Genomic DNA, 15,477 nt, shown 5'->3' with positions numbered 1-15,477 from the left:
CGAGCCTCCTCCCACACGGCCGCGAGGAGAAGCGGATTCTGTGTCGATGTGAGGTGCCCTGCGACTGATCGCCGAGCCCAGGGGCGCCGAGCCCGGCGGCTCACGTGACCTGTCTCTCGGCGATCGGGGGCCGCGCTGCGCTGCGCTGTCCTGCGCTGCGCTTCCTTGCCGCGCGCGGTGCGAGCGCGATCAGCTCACGATCGGCAGCCGCCTGGCCGCCCGCCGTGAGCGCGCGCCGCCCTGCTCGCGCTCGCGCAACGCAAGGTCGTGCTCGATGATCGTTAGGGGCTTGTCGTAGGTCGGTAAAGGAAGATCCTGATTCTTCGCATAGACAGGGTGCCTGCCGTGCTTCTTGTACCACTCGGCCACCGTGGCGTTGGCCTTCATCTTCTCGAGGATATTCCGCCATCCAGCCCCGGTGTTGTACGCACAGAAGCTGATCTCGCCGAGCTGCGTTCCGTACGGAATGATGCACATCTCGGTGCGGCGGAAGTCGTAATTGAACAGATCCTGGAACCACATGCCCGCGACGAAAAGGACCCGCCACTCGTACTCGCGGGCGTCGCCCTCGCCGGCGTGCGCGGCGCCCGTCTGGCTCATGAACTGCTTCACGAGCGTCGCGAGGTGGAAGCCGGGCGGCGCCTTGTCCGGCTGGTAATGGCGCAGCAGCGCGGCGACGACCTGCGCCTTCGTGAGGGCGCGGCCGCGCCCCGCGTCGAAGATCGCGCGCAGGTCGGAGAGCAGCCCTTCGACGTCGATGAAGTCGAGCAGCGGGACCATCTGCTTCGTCTTCTTGTGGACGAACAGCGCGGTCCCGATCCCGCAGTTCGGGTGGCAGCCGCAGTTGATCTGCCCCCAGTCCTTGTCGGGGCCGTCGAGGAGGTCGGTCACGTTGCCGAAGGGGCTGAGCGCCGACAGGGGGAACCAGTCGCGCAGCGGGTCGGTCACGCCCGTCTGCCGGGCGATGTCGTGCGCGAGGTGGCTCAGCGTATAGCGCTGCTTCTCGCGCAGCTCGTCGGAGATGTCCTCGTCGCGGCCGGTGAAGCTGACCGGCTGGAAGCTGACGACGGTGATCTTGTCGGCGTTCTGGACCGCAAAGTCGATGATGGGCCCCACCTGATCGTTGTTGACCCCGTTGACGATCGTCACGACCAGGATGACGTCGATCCCGGCGGCCGAGAGCTCCTCGATCGCCCGCAGCTTCACGTCGTAGAGGTTCCCGATCTTCCGGTGGCCGTTCGCGGCGTTCGTGACCCCGTCGAACTGCAGGTACGCCATCCGGAGGCCCGCTTCCTTGGCCTTCCTGGCGAAGCCCGGCTCGTCCGCGAAGCGGATCCCGTTCGTCGCGCACTGCACCGCGAAGTAGCCCTTCTCGCGCGCGTACCGGATCGCGTCGAGGAAGTGCGGGCTCAGCGTCGGCTCGCCGCCGGAGAACTGGATCGACATCTGGCGGCGCGGGCGCACCGCCGCCGCGTCGTCCAGGATCCTCGTGATCTCCTCCCAGGAGAGCTCATGCACGTAGCCGACCTGATTGGCATCCATGAAGCACGGGTCGCACATCATGTTGCAGCGGTTCGTCAGGTCGACCGTGAGCACCGCGCCGCGACCGTAACGGATGGTGCTCGATCCGTGGTCGTGGATCCTGTCCTTCGTCATCTCGACGTCGCGGCCGCCGAAGAGGCGCTCGATCCGGGCCAGGAACGCCGGGTCGATCGAGATCGTGTCCGAGAAGAAGCCGTGCTTCGGGCACGTCTTCTCCATGACCACGCGCCCTTCGCGCGCGACGATGCTGGCGCGGATCTCGCCGGGCTTGTCCGTGATGAGCTTGGTCCAATCCGCCCTGCCACTCAGGATCTCGTCGCGCGCCTCCTTGACGCAGCGCGGGCACAGGCTGTCCGTCTCGCGAGGCCAGCCGAGCGGGGGCTTCGTGCGCTCGCCGCCCCTCGGGATCGGCTTGTCGCTCCACTTCGGGTGAAACGGCCTGGGCTCGCCGCCGAGGCGGCTCAGTCGCTGCAAGACGGGCCATGCCTTGCCGGCGGAGACCGTGATGGCCTTTTCCAGTGTCCGTACCAGGTCGATCAAGCGTCACCTCTCTCACAGCCGCATTTCGCGGCTGCACGGTAGGTCGACCTAGCGCGTGCTTCCATCAAATTCCAGGCTGTCACGCGGCGCTGACACGGCTCGGCCTGGGGCGTGACAGCGGGCCGTCGATCGCGGGATAGTGCGGCGCAGCGAATGCGATTCCTCCCTGGAACCCCCCGCGCCCTGGGCCTCGCCGCGGCGCTCGCGGCCACCGCGATGGCGGGCCCGGCAGCGCCTCAGCCGGTCGCGCGGACCGCCCGGGCGCCGCAGGCCGCGGAGGAAGGCGGCAAGGCGCCCGCGGGGGCCCAGGCCGGCGCGACGCCGCTGCGCGGCAGCCTCGGCGTGGCGGTCGGCGAGCGGCTGCTCTCGTCGAGCGACCCGGCGGCGCGGCTCCGCGGCATCGAGCGCCTCGGGGCGATCGGCACCGAGGAGGCGGTGAGCGCGCTGCTCGCCGCGCTCGATCAGCACGGCGCCCCGGGGGCGCGCGATCCCAGGACGCGCCTCGCGGCGGTGCGGGCGCTGGCGGCCCACGCGAAGCGCGACAGCGTGCGCCAGCTGCTCGCGCGCGAGCTCTCGGAGAGCGCGCCCGCGCGCGGCGCCGCGTCGCCGCTCGGCGAGGTGCTGCGCGGCACCGCCGCCCTCGCGCTCGCGCGCACGGGCGAGCGGCGCGCGCTCGGCGTGCTCGTGAACGCGATCGTGCAGGGCGGGGCCGCGGGCGAGGCCGCCGCGCGCGCGATCAAGGCGCACCCGCCCGCGTCGCTCCGGCTCCTGCTCGGCAGCCGCAAGCGGATCGAGCCGGCGCTCGCGAGCTTCCTCGGCGATCTCGGCGATCTCCGGGCGATCGCGGCGCTCCGGCCGATGCTCGAGGGCGGCGACAGGGCGGCGCAGGTGGCCGCGGCGCGCGCCCTCGCGCGCCTCGGCGACGAGGCGGCGCTGGCGAAGGCCCGCGCGTGGCTCCGCAAGCCAGAGCCGGGGCTCTTCGAGCCGACGGCGGAGATCCTCGTGTACCTCGGGGCGCCGGAGGCGGCGGACGCCGTCGCCGCGCTGCTCGGATCGGAGCTCGGGCGGATGGAGGGGCTCAGGCTGGCCGAGCTCGTGCCGGCGGAGCGGCTCGTGCCGGCGCTCGCGCGCGCCCTCCCGCTGCTCCCCGACGACGCGCGGCCCCGCGCGGTCGCGGCGATCGGCCGCGCGGGCGGCGCGGAGGCGGCGCGGCAGCTGCGCCGAGTCCTGAGCGAGCGCCCCGAGCTGGCGACGGCGGCCGCGTTCGCGCTGGCGACGATGCCGGGAGCCGAGGCGCGGGCCGCGGTCGCGGAGCTCTTCGAGGGCCCGCGCGCCGCGAAGGACGCGGACCTCCGCAGGCTCGGCCTGCGCGCCGGGGTGGTCCGCGGGCTCGTGCTGCGCGACGCGCCCGAGGCGCTCGAGAAGCGGCTGCTCGCCGCGCTCGCCGCGCCGAGCGGGTCGAGCGATCGCGCCGTCGGGGTGTTCGGCGCCGTGGCGCTCGGCCTCCGCGACGCGGTCGATGTCGTCGGGGCCTGCTCCCCGTCCTCCTGCGATCGCGCGGCGGTCCACGCGGCGGCGCGCGGCGCGCTCGCTCGGGGCGAGCGCGCCCTCGCCGCCCTCGCGCCGCTCTTCGCGGCGCTCGCGGCGTCGGGCGCCGGGTCGCCGCCCGGCGCCGCCAGCGCCGCGAAGAGCGACGACGCGGCGCCCGACGCGGCGGCGATCTCCGCAGGCGTCGCGCTGCTCGCGGAGCCCGGGGGCGGGGCGATCGCGACCTCGCGGCTCGCCGCCCTCGCGGAGGCGGGCGGACCGCTGTCGCCGCTCGCCGCCCGCGCGCTCGCGGCCCGCGACGACGAGGTGGTCCGCGGCAGGATCGAGCGGCTGCTCGAGGGGAGCGATCCCGTCGTGCGCGCGCACGTCGCGCTCGGCCTCGGGAGCGACCCGATGCCCGACAGCGTCTCCCTTCTCGCCCGCGCGTACCGCTTCGAGGACGACCCCGCGGTGCGCCGCGCGATCGTCCGCGGCCTGTCCCGGCGCACCGAGGTGCAGCGCAGGCGCGTCCTCGTCGCGGCGCGGGATCTCGATCCTGACGAAGGGGTGCGCGCGCTCGCGCGGGCCGCCCTCTCCGGCGCCGACGCGCGGGCCCTCGATCGGCCGCGCTCCGCGCTGGCGACGGGCGTCGTGTGGGTGGCCATCGTCCCGAACGACCGGAGCGCGTCCGGGAGCGCTTCCTCGCGTCCGGCACGGCTCGTTCGGCCGGATGGGCTCGCGGTCCCTGTCGTGGCCGATCCCGACGGCGTGCTCCTCGTGCCGGCGGTGCCGCCCGGCGCGAGCGCCGTCCTGCTTGCGCCGGCCGCACCCCCGGGGGACGCTGGCTCATGACGACGATGAGCAACGCGACGGACGAGGGCGGCGCGGGCGTGGAATCACGCGCCGAGTCACGCGCCGGATCGAGCGCGGAGCCCGGCGCCGCCGGGGCGCCGGCGAAGGCCGAGGCAGACCGCGCTCCGCGGAGCGGCGACGCGGGCGCCGGCGCGATGTCGTTCGAGGAGTCGACGCGCCGCCTCGCGAAGATCGTCGCGGAGCTCGAGGGCGGCGATCTGCCGCTCGAGCGCGCGCTCTCGCTCTTCGAGGAGGGCATCCGCCTCTCGCGGTCGGCGCAGGAGCGCCTCGATCGCGCGGAGAAGCGCGTCGAGGAGCTGCTCGGGATGGACGCCGACGGGCGCCCGGTGACGCGCGAGTTCGAGAGCTGAGCGGAAGAAGGGTGACATGAGGACCGCAGCGGCGCTGATCATCGGCAACGAGCTGCTCAGCGGGAAGATCGCTGACGAGAACCTGGTCGTGCTGGCGGGCACCCTGCGCGCGCTCGGCGTCAAGCTGGAGCGGGCGGTCATGGTGCTCGACGAGATCGAGGTGATCGCCGCCGAGGTGCGGGCGCTCGCGGCGTCGCACGACTGGGTCTTCACGAGCGGCGGCGTGGGCCCGACGCACGACGACCTGACGATCGCGGGCGTCGCGCGCGCGTTCGGCGTGCCGGTGGTCAGCGCGCCCAACATCGAGGGCCTCCTGCGCGACTACTACGGCGATCGGCTCACCGAGGGGCACCTGCTCATGGCCCGCATCCCGGAGGGCGCGCGGCTCGTGACCGGCGGCAGCGCCGCGTGGCCCGGCGTGGTGATGCGCAACGTGTGGATGCTGCCCGGCGTGCCGCAGATCTTCCGGGCGAAGCAGGCGCTCATCCAGGCGGAGCTCTCCGGCGGGGCGCCGTTCGTCTCGCTCGCGGTGTTCACGACCCTCGACGAGGGGCAGCTCAAGCCCATGCTCGACCGCGTGGTCGAGGCCCACCGCGACGTCGACATCGGCTCTTATCCGAGGTGGTCCGGCGTCGAGTACCGCACGAAGCTCACGTTCGACGGCCTCGTCGAGGCGAGGGTGCGCGCGGCGCGCGACGCCTTCGCCGAGAGCCTCCCCGCGGAGACGATCGTCCGCGTCGAGTGACGCGCGCGCGTCTCCGTTCGCGCTCCGGGCGAGGGCGCGGCGGCGCGGGGCCTGGCGGCCGCCACCCTCCGCCGCCGCTCCGCCGCCTCGCCGTCGCGCGCGTCCCCGCGGCGCCCCGGGCGGGCAGGCGGGCCCGCCGCGTGCTTGTCGCTCGCGCATGAGCCCGTGGAAGCGCGCCCCCCTGCTGTCCGATCACCTGCCCGAGACGTGCACCGACGACCCCTCGGCGCTGGCCGCCTTCATCGGCCCGCGCGAGCGAGCGCTCGAGGAGGGGATCTGGTCGCTGGGCGACGCCGACCTGCTCGCGATCGTGCTCGGCACAGGGCTGGTCGGCACCCCCGTGACGCTCGTCTCCGCCGCGCTCCTCTCGCGCTTCGCCGGGCTGGAGGGGCTCGCGCGGCTCGGCCCGCACGCGCTCGCCGAGCACCCCGGCCTCGGTCTCGCGAAGGCGCTCCGGATCGCCGCGTCGCTCGAGCTCGGGCGGCGCGCCTTCGAGCGCGCGGTGCGCCCGCGGCCTCCGGTGCGCACCTCGGCCTCGATCGCGGCGTGGTGCGCGGCGCAGCTCGGCCCGCTCGATCACGAGCAGATGTGGGTGATCTCGCTCGACGGCCGCAACGGGATGAGGGGAGCGCGCAGGGTCGCGCAGGGCGGGCTCCACGGCTGCTCCGTCACGGCCAGGGACATCCTTCGCGCCGCGCTCTCCGACGCGGCCTCGGCGCTCGTGCTCGTGCATAACCACCCGAGCGGCGACTCGGCGCCGTCGCCCGAGGACGTGGCCATGACCAACGCGGTCGCCGCCGCCGGCGAGGTGATCGGCGTGCCGCTCGTCGACCATGTCATCCTCGCGCCGGACGGGCACTACTCCTCGCTGCTCGATCTCGGGATGATCGCGCCGGGCGACGCGCCGCGCGGCGCCGCCCCGCCGAGCCGAGGCTAGGCGCGCTGGCCGACCAGGAGGCCGTGCCGCTCTCCGCCGGGCGCTCCTCCGGTGCCTGGCACGCTCGCGAACCGCAGCGTCGCGCCGCCCCAGTCGACCGAGGGGCTCCCCTTCAGCAGCGAGGTATAGAGCGCGCTCGCCTGCGTCATCGGGCAGCCGATCGCCTCGCGCACGAGCGTGAGCGACGCGCCCGTCGCGTAGCTGACCGGCGCCTGCCGGCCGTCCTCGCCGATCACCGTGACCTTGAAGACGTCGTCCTCGGCGCGCGCGGCGCGGTCCGGATCGGTCAGCGCGAGGTGCAGCGCCTCGATCGCGCCGCTCCCGGGGCCATTGTTCGGGGAGTCGAGGGTCACGTGGAGCTCGAGGAGCGGCGCCGTGTAGCGGACGATCTGCCGCGCCGCCGAGCCCTCCGCCGTCGCGGGCGCCGCGCGCGCCTCGCGGCGCCTGAGCTGCGCCTCGATGACGAGCGCCGACCGCGCGAGCTCCCGCTCCGTCTTGCCGAGCAGCCGGCGCGCGCGCATCTCGGCGAGCGCGCGCTGCAGCACCTCGCGGTTCCTCGCCGCCTGCTCGTGGCTCCGCTCGCGCGCGAGCAGCGCCTCGAGCTCGCCCAGCGCTCGCGCGTGCTCCCCGATCGACGCGAGCGCGTCCGCGAGCGTGAGCCGGGCGTCGGCGAACGAGGGCGCGCGCCTCACCGCCTCGCGGTAGGCCACGATGGCCGGCGCGATCTCCCGCCGCGCCTCGTGCGTGAGCCCGAGCGCGAAGGCCGCCCGCGCGTCCTCCGGCGCGGCCTCGCACGCGCGCGCGAGCCAGCGCGCCGCCTCGTCGTAGAGCCGCAGATCGTACAGCACGACCCCGAGCTCGCGCAGCGCCCGCGGATCGGGCGGCTCGATCGCCGCGCCCCGCCGGAGCTCCTCGGCCGCCTCGTCGAGCCGGCCGAGGCGGACCAGGGCGCGGGCGTAGGCGAGGCGCGCCTCGATCAGCTCCTCCCCGCCGTCCTCCCTTCCGCCGAGCTCCACCCCACGCGCGAGCGCCCTCGCCGCGTCCGCCCAGCGCTCCTCCGCCGCGTACGCGGCCCCGAGCGCGAGCCACGCCCCCGCGTCGTCCGGCGCGCCCGCGACGTGCCCCTCGAGCCCGGCGATCCCGCCGGCCATGTCTCCGCGGCTCAGCAGATCGAGCGCGCGCGCTCGCTGCGCTCCGGACGACGTCATGGCGGCAGCGTACGCCGGCGCGGCGGCGCGGGTCGAGCGCCCGAGCGGGCGGGGCCTCACCCTCGGCGGGGCCTCACCTGCGACGGGGCCTCACCTGCGCCTTCGGCGTCAGTAGCCCTGCGGGAGATCGCCCGCCAGGCACGAGACGGTGTTCGGCGCCCCGCGCGACGACCACTTGGCGCCGGTCGGCACCTCGCCGTCGAAGCGCACGCCCTCGTGTGGATCCCACGACGGCGTCTCGCCCGGGCGCAGCGAGTGCGTCCCGCTCTGGTAGAACGCGATGATGTACGTATGCCCCGCGACGCGGCAGCCGAGCCGCCTCGCGAGCGCCTGCGCGAAGGACCGGCCGGTGTGGCCGAAGGCGCTGCAGCAGCGGAGCCACACGAGGGCGTCCGGCCCCGCGAGCTCGGCCCTCAGGGCGTCGAGCGCGTCATCAAGCGGCGAGCCGGGCCGGAGCGCGGCCTCGTCGAGCCGCGTCGCGCCCATGCGCATGTACCCCCAGCCGCCGTGCCCCCAGGCCTGCAGCGACGCGATCTTCCGGCCGCGCTCCCGCGCCGCGCGCGCCGCCCAGCCGAGCGCCTCGGCCCAGCTCGCGGCGGACTGCCACGCGTCGGCCGCGCCCGTCATGCGGTGCAGCAGCGCGCCGGCGCGCCAGATCGGCGTGAGCCCGATCGTCGCGCCCACGGCCTCGCCCAGGACCTCGAGGTCCCCGGTCTCGGCGGAACCGGCGGCGTCCGCCGCAGCTGGGTGCGCGCGCGCCGCCGCGTCATCGCGACGTCTCGCGCCGTTTGCCCGCCGCGCATTACCCCACCCGACGTCGGTGTTATCGAAGAGGACGAGCCGCATACAACCCCCCATTCTACGCGCTCCGAATGTACCGCCGCTCGCAACCTCGGCCACGCGGTCGATTCCCCACCCGCCCCCCGAACGCCTCCCGACGCCGCTCCTCCTCGCGCCGCGCCGCGCCGCACGCGCCTACGTCAGCGAGCACGCCCCGGGCGCGGCGAGGGCGCGATGGACGGGAGGAGGTCGTCCGTCGACGTCCTTCACCGTCTAGTTCGCGGTGGGCGCAATCGGTAGTGATTTCCTCCCGCGCCCTCGGTTAGCCTGCCCGAACCGATGGGCCTGTCCGAAAACATCAGGTTTTATGCGGCGACCGACGTCGGCCGCATGCGGGACCACAACGAGGACAACTACCTCGTCGACAAGAAGCTCGCGCTCTTCGTGGTGGCCGACGGGATGGGCGGGCACGCCGCAGGCGAGGTCGCGAGCGCGCTCGCCGTCCGCATCATCCACGAGGAGCTGAAGAAGGAGCGGGACCTCATCGAGAACCAGGCGCGCAGCAACGTGCGGCGCGCCGCGATGAAGGAGGTCCTCAGCCTGCTCGAGCACGCCGTCCAGCGCGCGTGCGCCCGGATCCACGAGGAAGCGAAGGCCGACACGACGAAGCGCGGCATGGGTACGACGCTCTCCGCGCTCCTCATCGCCGGCTCGCACGGCTACATCGCGCACGTCGGCGACAGCCGCATCTACCTCCTCCGCGAGGGCCGCATCCAGCAGGTCACCGAGGACCACACCGTCTACAACGAGCTCATCAAGCGCGGGAAGCTCACGCGCGATCAGATCGAGAAGGTCGCGCAGAAGAACGCGATCACGCGCGCCGTCGGCGTGTACGAGCGCGTCGAGGTCGACACGCTCACGATCGAGGTGCTCCCGGGCGACCAGTTCCTCCTCGCGTCGGACGGGCTCCACGGGTACATCGCGCACACCGCGGAGCTCGAGCCGTTCTTCGAGGAGGAGAACGGCGAGGTCGCGGCGAACGGCCTCATCGATCTCGCGAACAGGAAGGGCGGCAAGGACAACATCACCGCGATCCTCGTCCGGCTCGGCCAGGGCGACCACCGCGACAGCGTCCGCGCCCGGCTGCTCGCGCTGAAGCGCGACGTGCTCGCGAAGATGCCGCTCTTCGCGCGCCTGCAGGAGCGCGAGATGCTCCGGGTCATGCAGGTCGCCGAGGTGCTCTCGTTCGAGCCCGGCCAGATCGTGGTGCGCGAGGGCGATCGCGGCGACGAGCTCTTCATCGTGCTCTCGGGCCTCGTCCGGATCATCCGCGGCGAATCGGTGCTGAGCGAGGTCGGCCCGGGCGAGCACTTCGGCGAGATGGCCCTCATCCGCAGCATGCCGCGGTCGGCCACCGTCTCGGCCGTGGAGCAGAGCGAGCTCATCGCCGTCCGGCGCGCCGATTTCTTCGAGATCCTCCGCAAGGAGCACGAGCTCGCCGTGAAGCTGCTCTGGCAGTTCCTGGGGGTGCTCGCCGACCGGCTCGATCAGACGTCGCGCGACCTGAGCACCGCCCGCGAGGAGCTCGCCGCGGAGGACATCACGAGCGAGATCTTCCCCGACAGCGAGGAGGGGAAGAGCCCGTTCGCCCCCGAGGAGCGCTCCTTGGCGCGCTGAGCGGCGCCCCCGCGGCCGCGCCCCCGCGGCCGCGGCCGCGCGGAACGGAGCGGAACGGAGCAGAACGGAGCAGATTGCTGCGGCGGGAGCGGCGGGGCGCGGCCGCGCGAGCCGGGCGAGCGATTCGCGGATTGACACCCTCCTGCCCCGGCCGGTAGCGTCCGTCCGACGGATAACCATGAGCATGCACGGCAGAAGGTACTGCGAAGGCCATCTCGCTCGCGTCGCCATCAACGTGGCTGGGGGCTCGGCGTTCGCGTCGCTCGCAGTCGCTGCGGCGGCTCTCCTCGCGGCGTCCCCCGCGGCCGCCGACGAGCCGCGGAGCGCCACCGAGCCGCGGCTCATGATGGAGACCGGCGAGATCACGAGCGTCGTCGACGCCTTCGACGACGGCGACACCTTTGATCTGAATTTCAGCTTCGGCTTCGAGTACGCGTCGAAGAGCGCGAAGATCCGGCGCGAGACGAGCATCGCCGGGCCGGGGCTGTCGTCGGGCGGCTACACGTCGAACCTGCTCAACGTGGCGACCTACAACGAGGCGACCTCGAAGCTCAACCTGCGCCTCGACGTCGGCCTCTACCGGGACCTGGCGCTCTACCTCAGGATGCCGCTCATCCTGAACCACGCGCGCGAGCTCACCGATCTCAACGGCAGCGCCGGGGCGGAGGCGCAGGCCGTCGCGCTCGCGGGGGCCCCCGGGGAGCAGCTGTTCCAGATGCCCTTCACGTCGCCGAACCGGAGCGGCATCGAGTACCTCGCCGTCGGCCTCGACGTGAACATCATGAACCAGGCGCGCGACCGGACGAAGCCGACCTGGCTGTTCGGGGTCGAGGGGCGCTTCCCCGTGAGCGAGCCGATGCACGCCTGCACCGAGTCGCCGAAGAGCGGCCAGGTGAAGTGCGCCGATCCGTCGGACGTCAACCGGAACAACAGCAGCGACAGCGAGTTCGAGGGGCAGAGGGTCGCCCAGCGCGACCCCGGCGTGTCGCGCGGCACCATCGGCCTCGAGGTCCACACGTACCTGTCGAAGCGGATCAAGTACGTCGAGCCGTACGGCGGGTTCAAGGCGCTGTTCGAGTTCCAGCAGGAGTCGAGCGACTACGGCCTCACCGACCTGAAGACGTCACTGGTGAACCACCCGCCGCTCGTCGGCAGCGTGATGCTCGGCGTGATGATCGTCCCCTGGGAGAACCGCGAGAAGTTCACCGGGCTCACGCTCGATCTGCGCTTCACCGGCGAGTACCACTCCGAGGGGCGCGACTACTCGGAGCTGTTCGACGCCCTGGGCTCGAGCGACGCGAGCTCGCTGCGCCAGCCCCAGTGGGCGGCGTTCCGCGACAACGACGCGTACGATCCGGACCTGTGCAGGACGGGCGACGCGAGGGCCTGCTCGCCGTCGATCGTCGACGAGGGCTCGCAGCGGACGTACTTCACGGGGCTCAACGACGTCCAGCCGTACGGCTCGTACCGCGCCTCGGCGAGCGTGACGTGGCGGGCGGCCGAGCTCGTGAAGTTCCAGCTCGGCGCGGGCTTCCGCCACGACGGGGGGCACGGCATCGGCGGCGACCAGCCGTGCAACTCCCAGTTCAAGGACAGCCTCGGGGCGGCAGGGCCTTGCCGCCGCCAGGACGCGGACGGGCGCCTCACCGTCACCGGCAGCCCGAACCCCAACTACCGCCCGACCATCAACGCGGTCGGCCGCCGCTTCTACGTCAACGACAGCAACACGTTCGACCTCTTCGCGAGCGGCACGTTCATGTTCTGATCGACGCCCCGAGCGGCGTGGCCACGCGGCGAGCGCCGCCGTTGGCCGAAGCAGCAACCCCATGATCGACCCCTGGCACCTCCGCGGTGGCGCGGGCGCCCTGGCGCTCGCCGCGGCGCTCGCCGCGGCGCTGCCAGCGTCGGCTCAGCCTGAAGGCGCGGCGTTGCCCGCGCCGACTCAGCCTGTAGACGCGGCGTCACCCGCGCGCTCCGGAGGAGACGAGCGACCGTCGCCGTCGCCGCGACCCGATCGGCCGTCGCGATCGGCCGTGGTGCTCGCGACCGCCGTCGCGCCCGAGGCCGAGGAGCGCGCCGCGCCGCTCGCCAGCGCGCTCGACGCGCTCCTGTCGGACACGGCGCAGGACCTCGGCCTGTCGGTGGATCTCGCGGGCCGCGTCGCCTCGCGATCGCGCCCCGACGAGGCCGAGCTCATCGAGCGCGCGCGCTCCGGCGACAAGCTCTTCATCGCGCCGAGCCTCGAGCTGCGCGGCGACGAGGTGGAGCTCAGGCTCGCCGTCGCGTCCGGCGGATCGAGGTCGCTGAGGGTGCGGGTCGAGCGCGTCGCGCGGGACGACCTCGCGGTGCGCGCCGCGGTGATGCTCCGCGATCTCCTGGCCGAGCTCGACGCCGGCGCCGCCGCGGGCCCTGCGTCGTCCCGCGAGGCGCCGTGCCCCGAGCGGTGCCGCGGGCGCCTCGCCACGCCGGCGCGCAGCATGGGGAAAGCGACGCTCGCGGCCAACGCGACGCTCTACGGAGGCCTCGTGGGCTTCTCGATCCAGCGATCGAGCGGCTCGGACGATCCGCGCCTGCTCTACCCGCTCCTGGCGGTCGGCGCCGGCATCGGGCTCGGCGGCGCGATCATCATCGCGGAGGAGTGGGACGTCGGCGTGGCCGACGCGTGGTACCTCGGGTCCGGCACGTGGTGGCCGACGATCGCGGGGCACCTGATCTACCAGGGCCGCTTCGCGCAGCACGCGGCGGATCCGGCCCAGGAGCGCTGGGCGTCCGGGCTGATCGGCGGGACCGCCGGGATCACGCTGGCGGCGCTCGGGCTCTCGCTGGGCCGGATGTCCGAGGGCGGCGCGCTGATGGCGCAGTCGGGCGGCGGGCTGGGGCTCATGCTGGGCGGGCTCGTCGAGTGGGCGGGGCGGGGTGACGTGCAGCGGACGCCGATCGCTGGGATGGGTTACGGCGCGGCGCTCGGCTGGCTGGCGGCGGCCGCGGCGGCCACGCAGCTCGACGTCACGCCGTCGGAGATCCTGGCGATCGACGTGGGCGCGATGCTCGGCGGGCTGGGCGCCGCCGCGCTCGCCAGCCCGCTCGTGTTCGAGTCCCCGACCGAGGCGCAGCAGCGGGCCTGGGTCGGCGCCACGGCGGCGGGCTTCCTGATCGGGGCGGGCGTCGCGTGGCGCGTGACCCGCCCTGTCGGCGCCGGAGCCCGCAGCGCGGGCCCCTCGTGGAACCGGTACGGCCTGCCCATGCTGGGAGTGATAGGAGAGAGCGTGGTCGGGAGCCGGCGAGCGCCCGCGCTCGGCCTCGGGTGGCAGGGGGCGATTCCGTAGGAGCTATGAAGATCACGATCACCGAGCTGGATGCAGGGACGCGCCTCGACAAGCTGCTCGTGCAGCTTCTCCCCGGGCTGGGGCGCGCGGGCGCGAAGCGGCTGTTCTCCGAGGGGCGCGTGCGCGTCCTCGGCGTGGGGAAGAGCGGCGCTGGCCGGCGCGCGTCGAAGGGCGACGTGGCGGCGGCCGGCGAGGTGCTGGAGGTCGACGTCGAGCCGACGGAGGCCTCCGGCGCGGCGACGCCGGATCCTTCCGCGCCGCTCGACGTGGTGCTCGAGCGCGACGACCTCGTGGTGGTGAACAAGCCCGCCGGGGTGCCGACGGCGCCGCTCCATCCGGGCGAGCGCGGGACGGTCGCGAACGCGCTCGTGGCGCGGTACCCCGAGATGGCGGGCATCGGCTTCTCTCCGCGGGAGCCCGGGCTGTGCCACCGGCTGGACACGGACACGAGCGGCCTCGTGCTCGCGGCGCGCACGGCCGCGGCGTTCGCGGCGCTCGGCGCCGGGCTGAAGGAGGGGCGGCTCGACAAGCGCTACCTGCTGATCTGCCAGATCGGCGATCTTCCCGAGATGGGCTCGATCGAGGTGCCGCTCGCGCCGCACCCGAAGGACAAGAAGCGGGTCTACCCGTGCATCCACCCGCGCGACGTGGCGCGATACGCCCCGAGGCCGGCCGCGACGATGTACAAGCGCGTGCGGCAGGTGGGGCTCTGGGAGCTCGTCGAGGCGCGGGCCCCGCGGGCGCTGCGGCACCAGATCCGGGCGCACTTCGCGTCGGTGGGGCACCCGCTGGCCGGCGACGTGCTCTACGGCGGGCCCGCGGTGGAGGGGCTGAGCCGCCACGCGCTGCACGCGCACTACATCGGGTGGGGCGGCAGCGACGCGGTGCCTGCGTTCGTGGTGACGTCGTCGCTGCCCGCGGACATGGCGGCGCTGGTCGGCGAGGCCTGAGCCGCGCGCCGCGCCGCGTCGCCTCAGCGCGCGCGCGCCTCGACGACATGGCCGTCGACGTCGCGCGCCCGCGCCGTGATCTGGAGATCGTCGGACGTCGCCGTCCCGCCGAGATCGCTGAAGCGGAACCCGATCACGTACGCCGCGGACTGCGCGTTGAACTTCGCCGGCTCGACCCGGATGCCTCCGAGGCTCTGTTCGTCGATGGTCGTGGCGTCTCCCTCCCCTGTATATTTGCGGTTCCACTCCTCGTAGTTGAACACGCGCTCCTCGATGACCTCCCCGGTCGACCGGCTGGACGTCGCGACCGCGAGCTCGACGAGGCCCGGGGAGATGCCTGGCAGGGTGGCCTCGACCTCGACCGAGACGCTCGACGTGGAGTCCTCGTCGGTGCGGCGCAGGGAGAGCGCCGGGGGCAGCCCGCCCGGCGTGGGGAGGAAGCGGAGCGGGTGCACGCAGTACGCCTTCTCGTGCCCTCCCTCGCGGATCTCGAAGTGCAGGTGGGGGAACAGGCTGCTGGCGGCGAGCCCGGTATAGCCGATGTGTTGACCGCGCCCGACCTGATCGCCGGTCTCGACGAGCGGCATCGTCAGGTGGATATAGTTGCTGTAGAGGCACGCGCCCGGCTGATCGCAGTGCTCGATCTGCACGACGACGTCCTCGAAATCCTCGTAGCGGCCTGCGCGTATCACCTTTCCGTCGGCGACCGCGTACACCGGGGTGCCCATCACGGTGGGGATATCGATGCCGCGGTGGAAGTCGTAGACGCCATCGCGCGAGGTCTGCAGGCGGGGACCGAAGCTCGACGACATCGGCTGGATCTCGTCCGTCCCCCCGATCGGCCACACGAGGTCTGGGCCTTCAGGCTCCGAGCCGCAGCCGGCAGCGAGCGCGGAGAGGGCCAGCACGGGCGCGAGAGACGATGGCTTCATGGTGGCAAATCCGTGGCGCGTGGGCTCCGCGCAGGTGGCGAGTCCACGGCGCAGCGCCCACACGCAGGCTATCGAAGCAGCGCGCGGAAG

Annotated in this window: 12 protein-coding genes; 8 read left to right on the top strand and 4 right to left on the bottom strand. The window is 73.8% G+C overall.

Annotation, left to right across the window (positions count from 1 at the left end; all coding sequences use genetic code 11):
- Positions 1-189: 189 nt before the first annotated feature.
- Positions 190-2,082: a radical SAM protein gene (locus tag WME95_RS35235; RefSeq protein ID WP_437903722.1), complete on the bottom strand. Its 1,893-nt coding sequence runs from the start codon at positions 2,080-2,082 to the stop codon at positions 190-192.
- A 153-nt stretch (positions 2,083-2,235) separates the two neighbouring features.
- Between WME95_RS35235 and WME95_RS35230 the strand changes: the two genes are divergently transcribed.
- From WME95_RS35230 to radC, 4 genes are all read left to right on the top strand, one after another.
- Entirely contained in the window at positions 2,236-4,461 is a 2,226-nt protein-coding gene (locus tag WME95_RS35230; RefSeq protein ID WP_437903721.1) for a HEAT repeat domain-containing protein, read from the top strand.
- Positions 4,458-4,832 (top strand): exodeoxyribonuclease VII small subunit, encoded by a 375-nt coding sequence (gene xseB, locus WME95_RS35225; RefSeq protein ID WP_437903720.1) that lies wholly within the window; start codon positions 4,458-4,460, stop codon positions 4,830-4,832. Before WME95_RS35230 ends, xseB begins: the two co-directional genes overlap by 4 nt.
- A gap of 16 nt (positions 4,833-4,848) precedes the next feature.
- The gene (locus WME95_RS35220; RefSeq protein WP_437903719.1) at positions 4,849-5,577 is read left to right on the top strand and encodes a competence/damage-inducible protein A; all 729 of its coding nucleotides are present in this window, start codon (positions 4,849-4,851) and stop codon (positions 5,575-5,577) included.
- Between the two features lie 157 nt (positions 5,578-5,734).
- On the top strand, positions 5,735-6,514 hold the full coding sequence (radC, locus tag WME95_RS35215; protein WP_437543903.1) for a RadC family protein: 780 nt from the start codon (positions 5,735-5,737) through the stop codon (positions 6,512-6,514).
- Here the strand turns inward: radC and WME95_RS35210 are convergent.
- Both WME95_RS35210 and WME95_RS35205 read right to left on the bottom strand, forming a co-directional pair.
- On the bottom strand, positions 6,511-7,722 hold the full coding sequence (locus tag WME95_RS35210) for a tetratricopeptide repeat protein (protein ID WP_437903718.1): 1,212 nt from the start codon (positions 7,720-7,722) through the stop codon (positions 6,511-6,513). The genes radC and WME95_RS35210 overlap by 4 nt on opposite strands.
- A 108-nt stretch (positions 7,723-7,830) precedes the next feature.
- Positions 7,831-8,568, bottom strand: coding sequence for a hypothetical protein (locus WME95_RS35205; RefSeq protein WP_437903717.1), 738 nt, complete (start codon positions 8,566-8,568; stop codon positions 7,831-7,833).
- Positions 8,569-8,841: 273 nt separating this feature from the next.
- Between WME95_RS35205 and WME95_RS35200 the strand changes: the two genes are divergently transcribed.
- From WME95_RS35200 to WME95_RS35185, 4 genes are all read left to right on the top strand, one after another.
- A complete protein-coding gene (locus WME95_RS35200; RefSeq protein WP_437903716.1) occupies positions 8,842-10,179 on the top strand; it encodes a Stp1/IreP family PP2C-type Ser/Thr phosphatase in 1,338 nt (445 codons plus the stop codon).
- 184 nt (positions 10,180-10,363) lie between these two features.
- Positions 10,364-11,944, top strand: coding sequence for a hypothetical protein (locus tag WME95_RS35195; protein ID WP_437903715.1), 1,581 nt, complete (start codon positions 10,364-10,366; stop codon positions 11,942-11,944).
- Between the two features lie 61 nt (positions 11,945-12,005).
- Positions 12,006-13,505, top strand: a complete 1,500-nt coding sequence (locus WME95_RS35190; protein ID WP_437903714.1) for a hypothetical protein — start codon at positions 12,006-12,008, stop codon at positions 13,503-13,505.
- A gap of 5 nt (positions 13,506-13,510) precedes the next feature.
- Entirely contained in the window at positions 13,511-14,455 is a 945-nt protein-coding gene (locus WME95_RS35185) for an RluA family pseudouridine synthase (RefSeq protein ID WP_044966392.1), read from the top strand.
- A gap of 23 nt (positions 14,456-14,478) precedes the next feature.
- On the opposite strand, the gene WME95_RS35180 is transcribed toward WME95_RS35185, so the two are convergent.
- Complete coding sequence (locus WME95_RS35180; protein ID WP_437903713.1) at positions 14,479-15,387, bottom strand: M23 family metallopeptidase; 909 nt, start codon at positions 15,385-15,387, stop codon at positions 14,479-14,481.
- Positions 15,388-15,477: the final 90 nt, after the last annotated feature.

Origin of the sequence: Sorangium sp. So ce327 (assembly GCF_051530205.1) — a bacterium.
Taxonomy (GTDB): domain Bacteria; phylum Myxococcota_A; class Polyangia; order Polyangiales; family Polyangiaceae; genus Sorangium; species Sorangium cellulosum_B.
The sequence above is the reverse complement of the archived record's forward strand: the minus strand, read 5'-3'. Positions and strand labels throughout refer to the sequence as shown.

Excerpts from the sequence above, each read along its gene's own strand:
- WME95_RS35180 (WP_437903713.1), bottom strand. The coding sequence starts at position 15,387 with ATGAAGCCATCGTCTCTCGCGCCCGTGCTGGCCCTCTCCGCGCTCGCT.
- WME95_RS35190 (WP_437903714.1), top strand. The coding sequence starts at position 12,006 with ATGATCGACCCCTGGCACCTCCGCGGTGGCGCGGGCGCCCTGGCGCTC.
- WME95_RS35210 (WP_437903718.1), bottom strand. The coding sequence starts at position 7,722 with ATGACGTCGTCCGGAGCGCAGCGAGCGCGCGCGCTCGATCTGCTGAGC.
- WME95_RS35185 (WP_044966392.1), top strand. The coding sequence starts at position 13,511 with ATGAAGATCACGATCACCGAGCTGGATGCAGGGACGCGCCTCGACAAG.
- radC (WP_437543903.1), top strand. The coding sequence starts at position 5,735 with ATGAGCCCGTGGAAGCGCGCCCCCCTGCTGTCCGATCACCTGCCCGAG.
- WME95_RS35195 (WP_437903715.1), top strand. The coding sequence starts at position 10,364 with ATGCACGGCAGAAGGTACTGCGAAGGCCATCTCGCTCGCGTCGCCATC.
- xseB (WP_437903720.1), top strand. The coding sequence starts at position 4,458 with ATGACGACGATGAGCAACGCGACGGACGAGGGCGGCGCGGGCGTGGAA.
- WME95_RS35230 (WP_437903721.1), top strand. The coding sequence starts at position 2,236 with ATGCGATTCCTCCCTGGAACCCCCCGCGCCCTGGGCCTCGCCGCGGCG.
- WME95_RS35220 (WP_437903719.1), top strand. The coding sequence starts at position 4,849 with ATGAGGACCGCAGCGGCGCTGATCATCGGCAACGAGCTGCTCAGCGGG.
- WME95_RS35200 (WP_437903716.1), top strand. The coding sequence starts at position 8,842 with ATGGGCCTGTCCGAAAACATCAGGTTTTATGCGGCGACCGACGTCGGC.
- WME95_RS35205 (WP_437903717.1), bottom strand. The coding sequence starts at position 8,568 with ATGCGGCTCGTCCTCTTCGATAACACCGACGTCGGGTGGGGTAATGCG.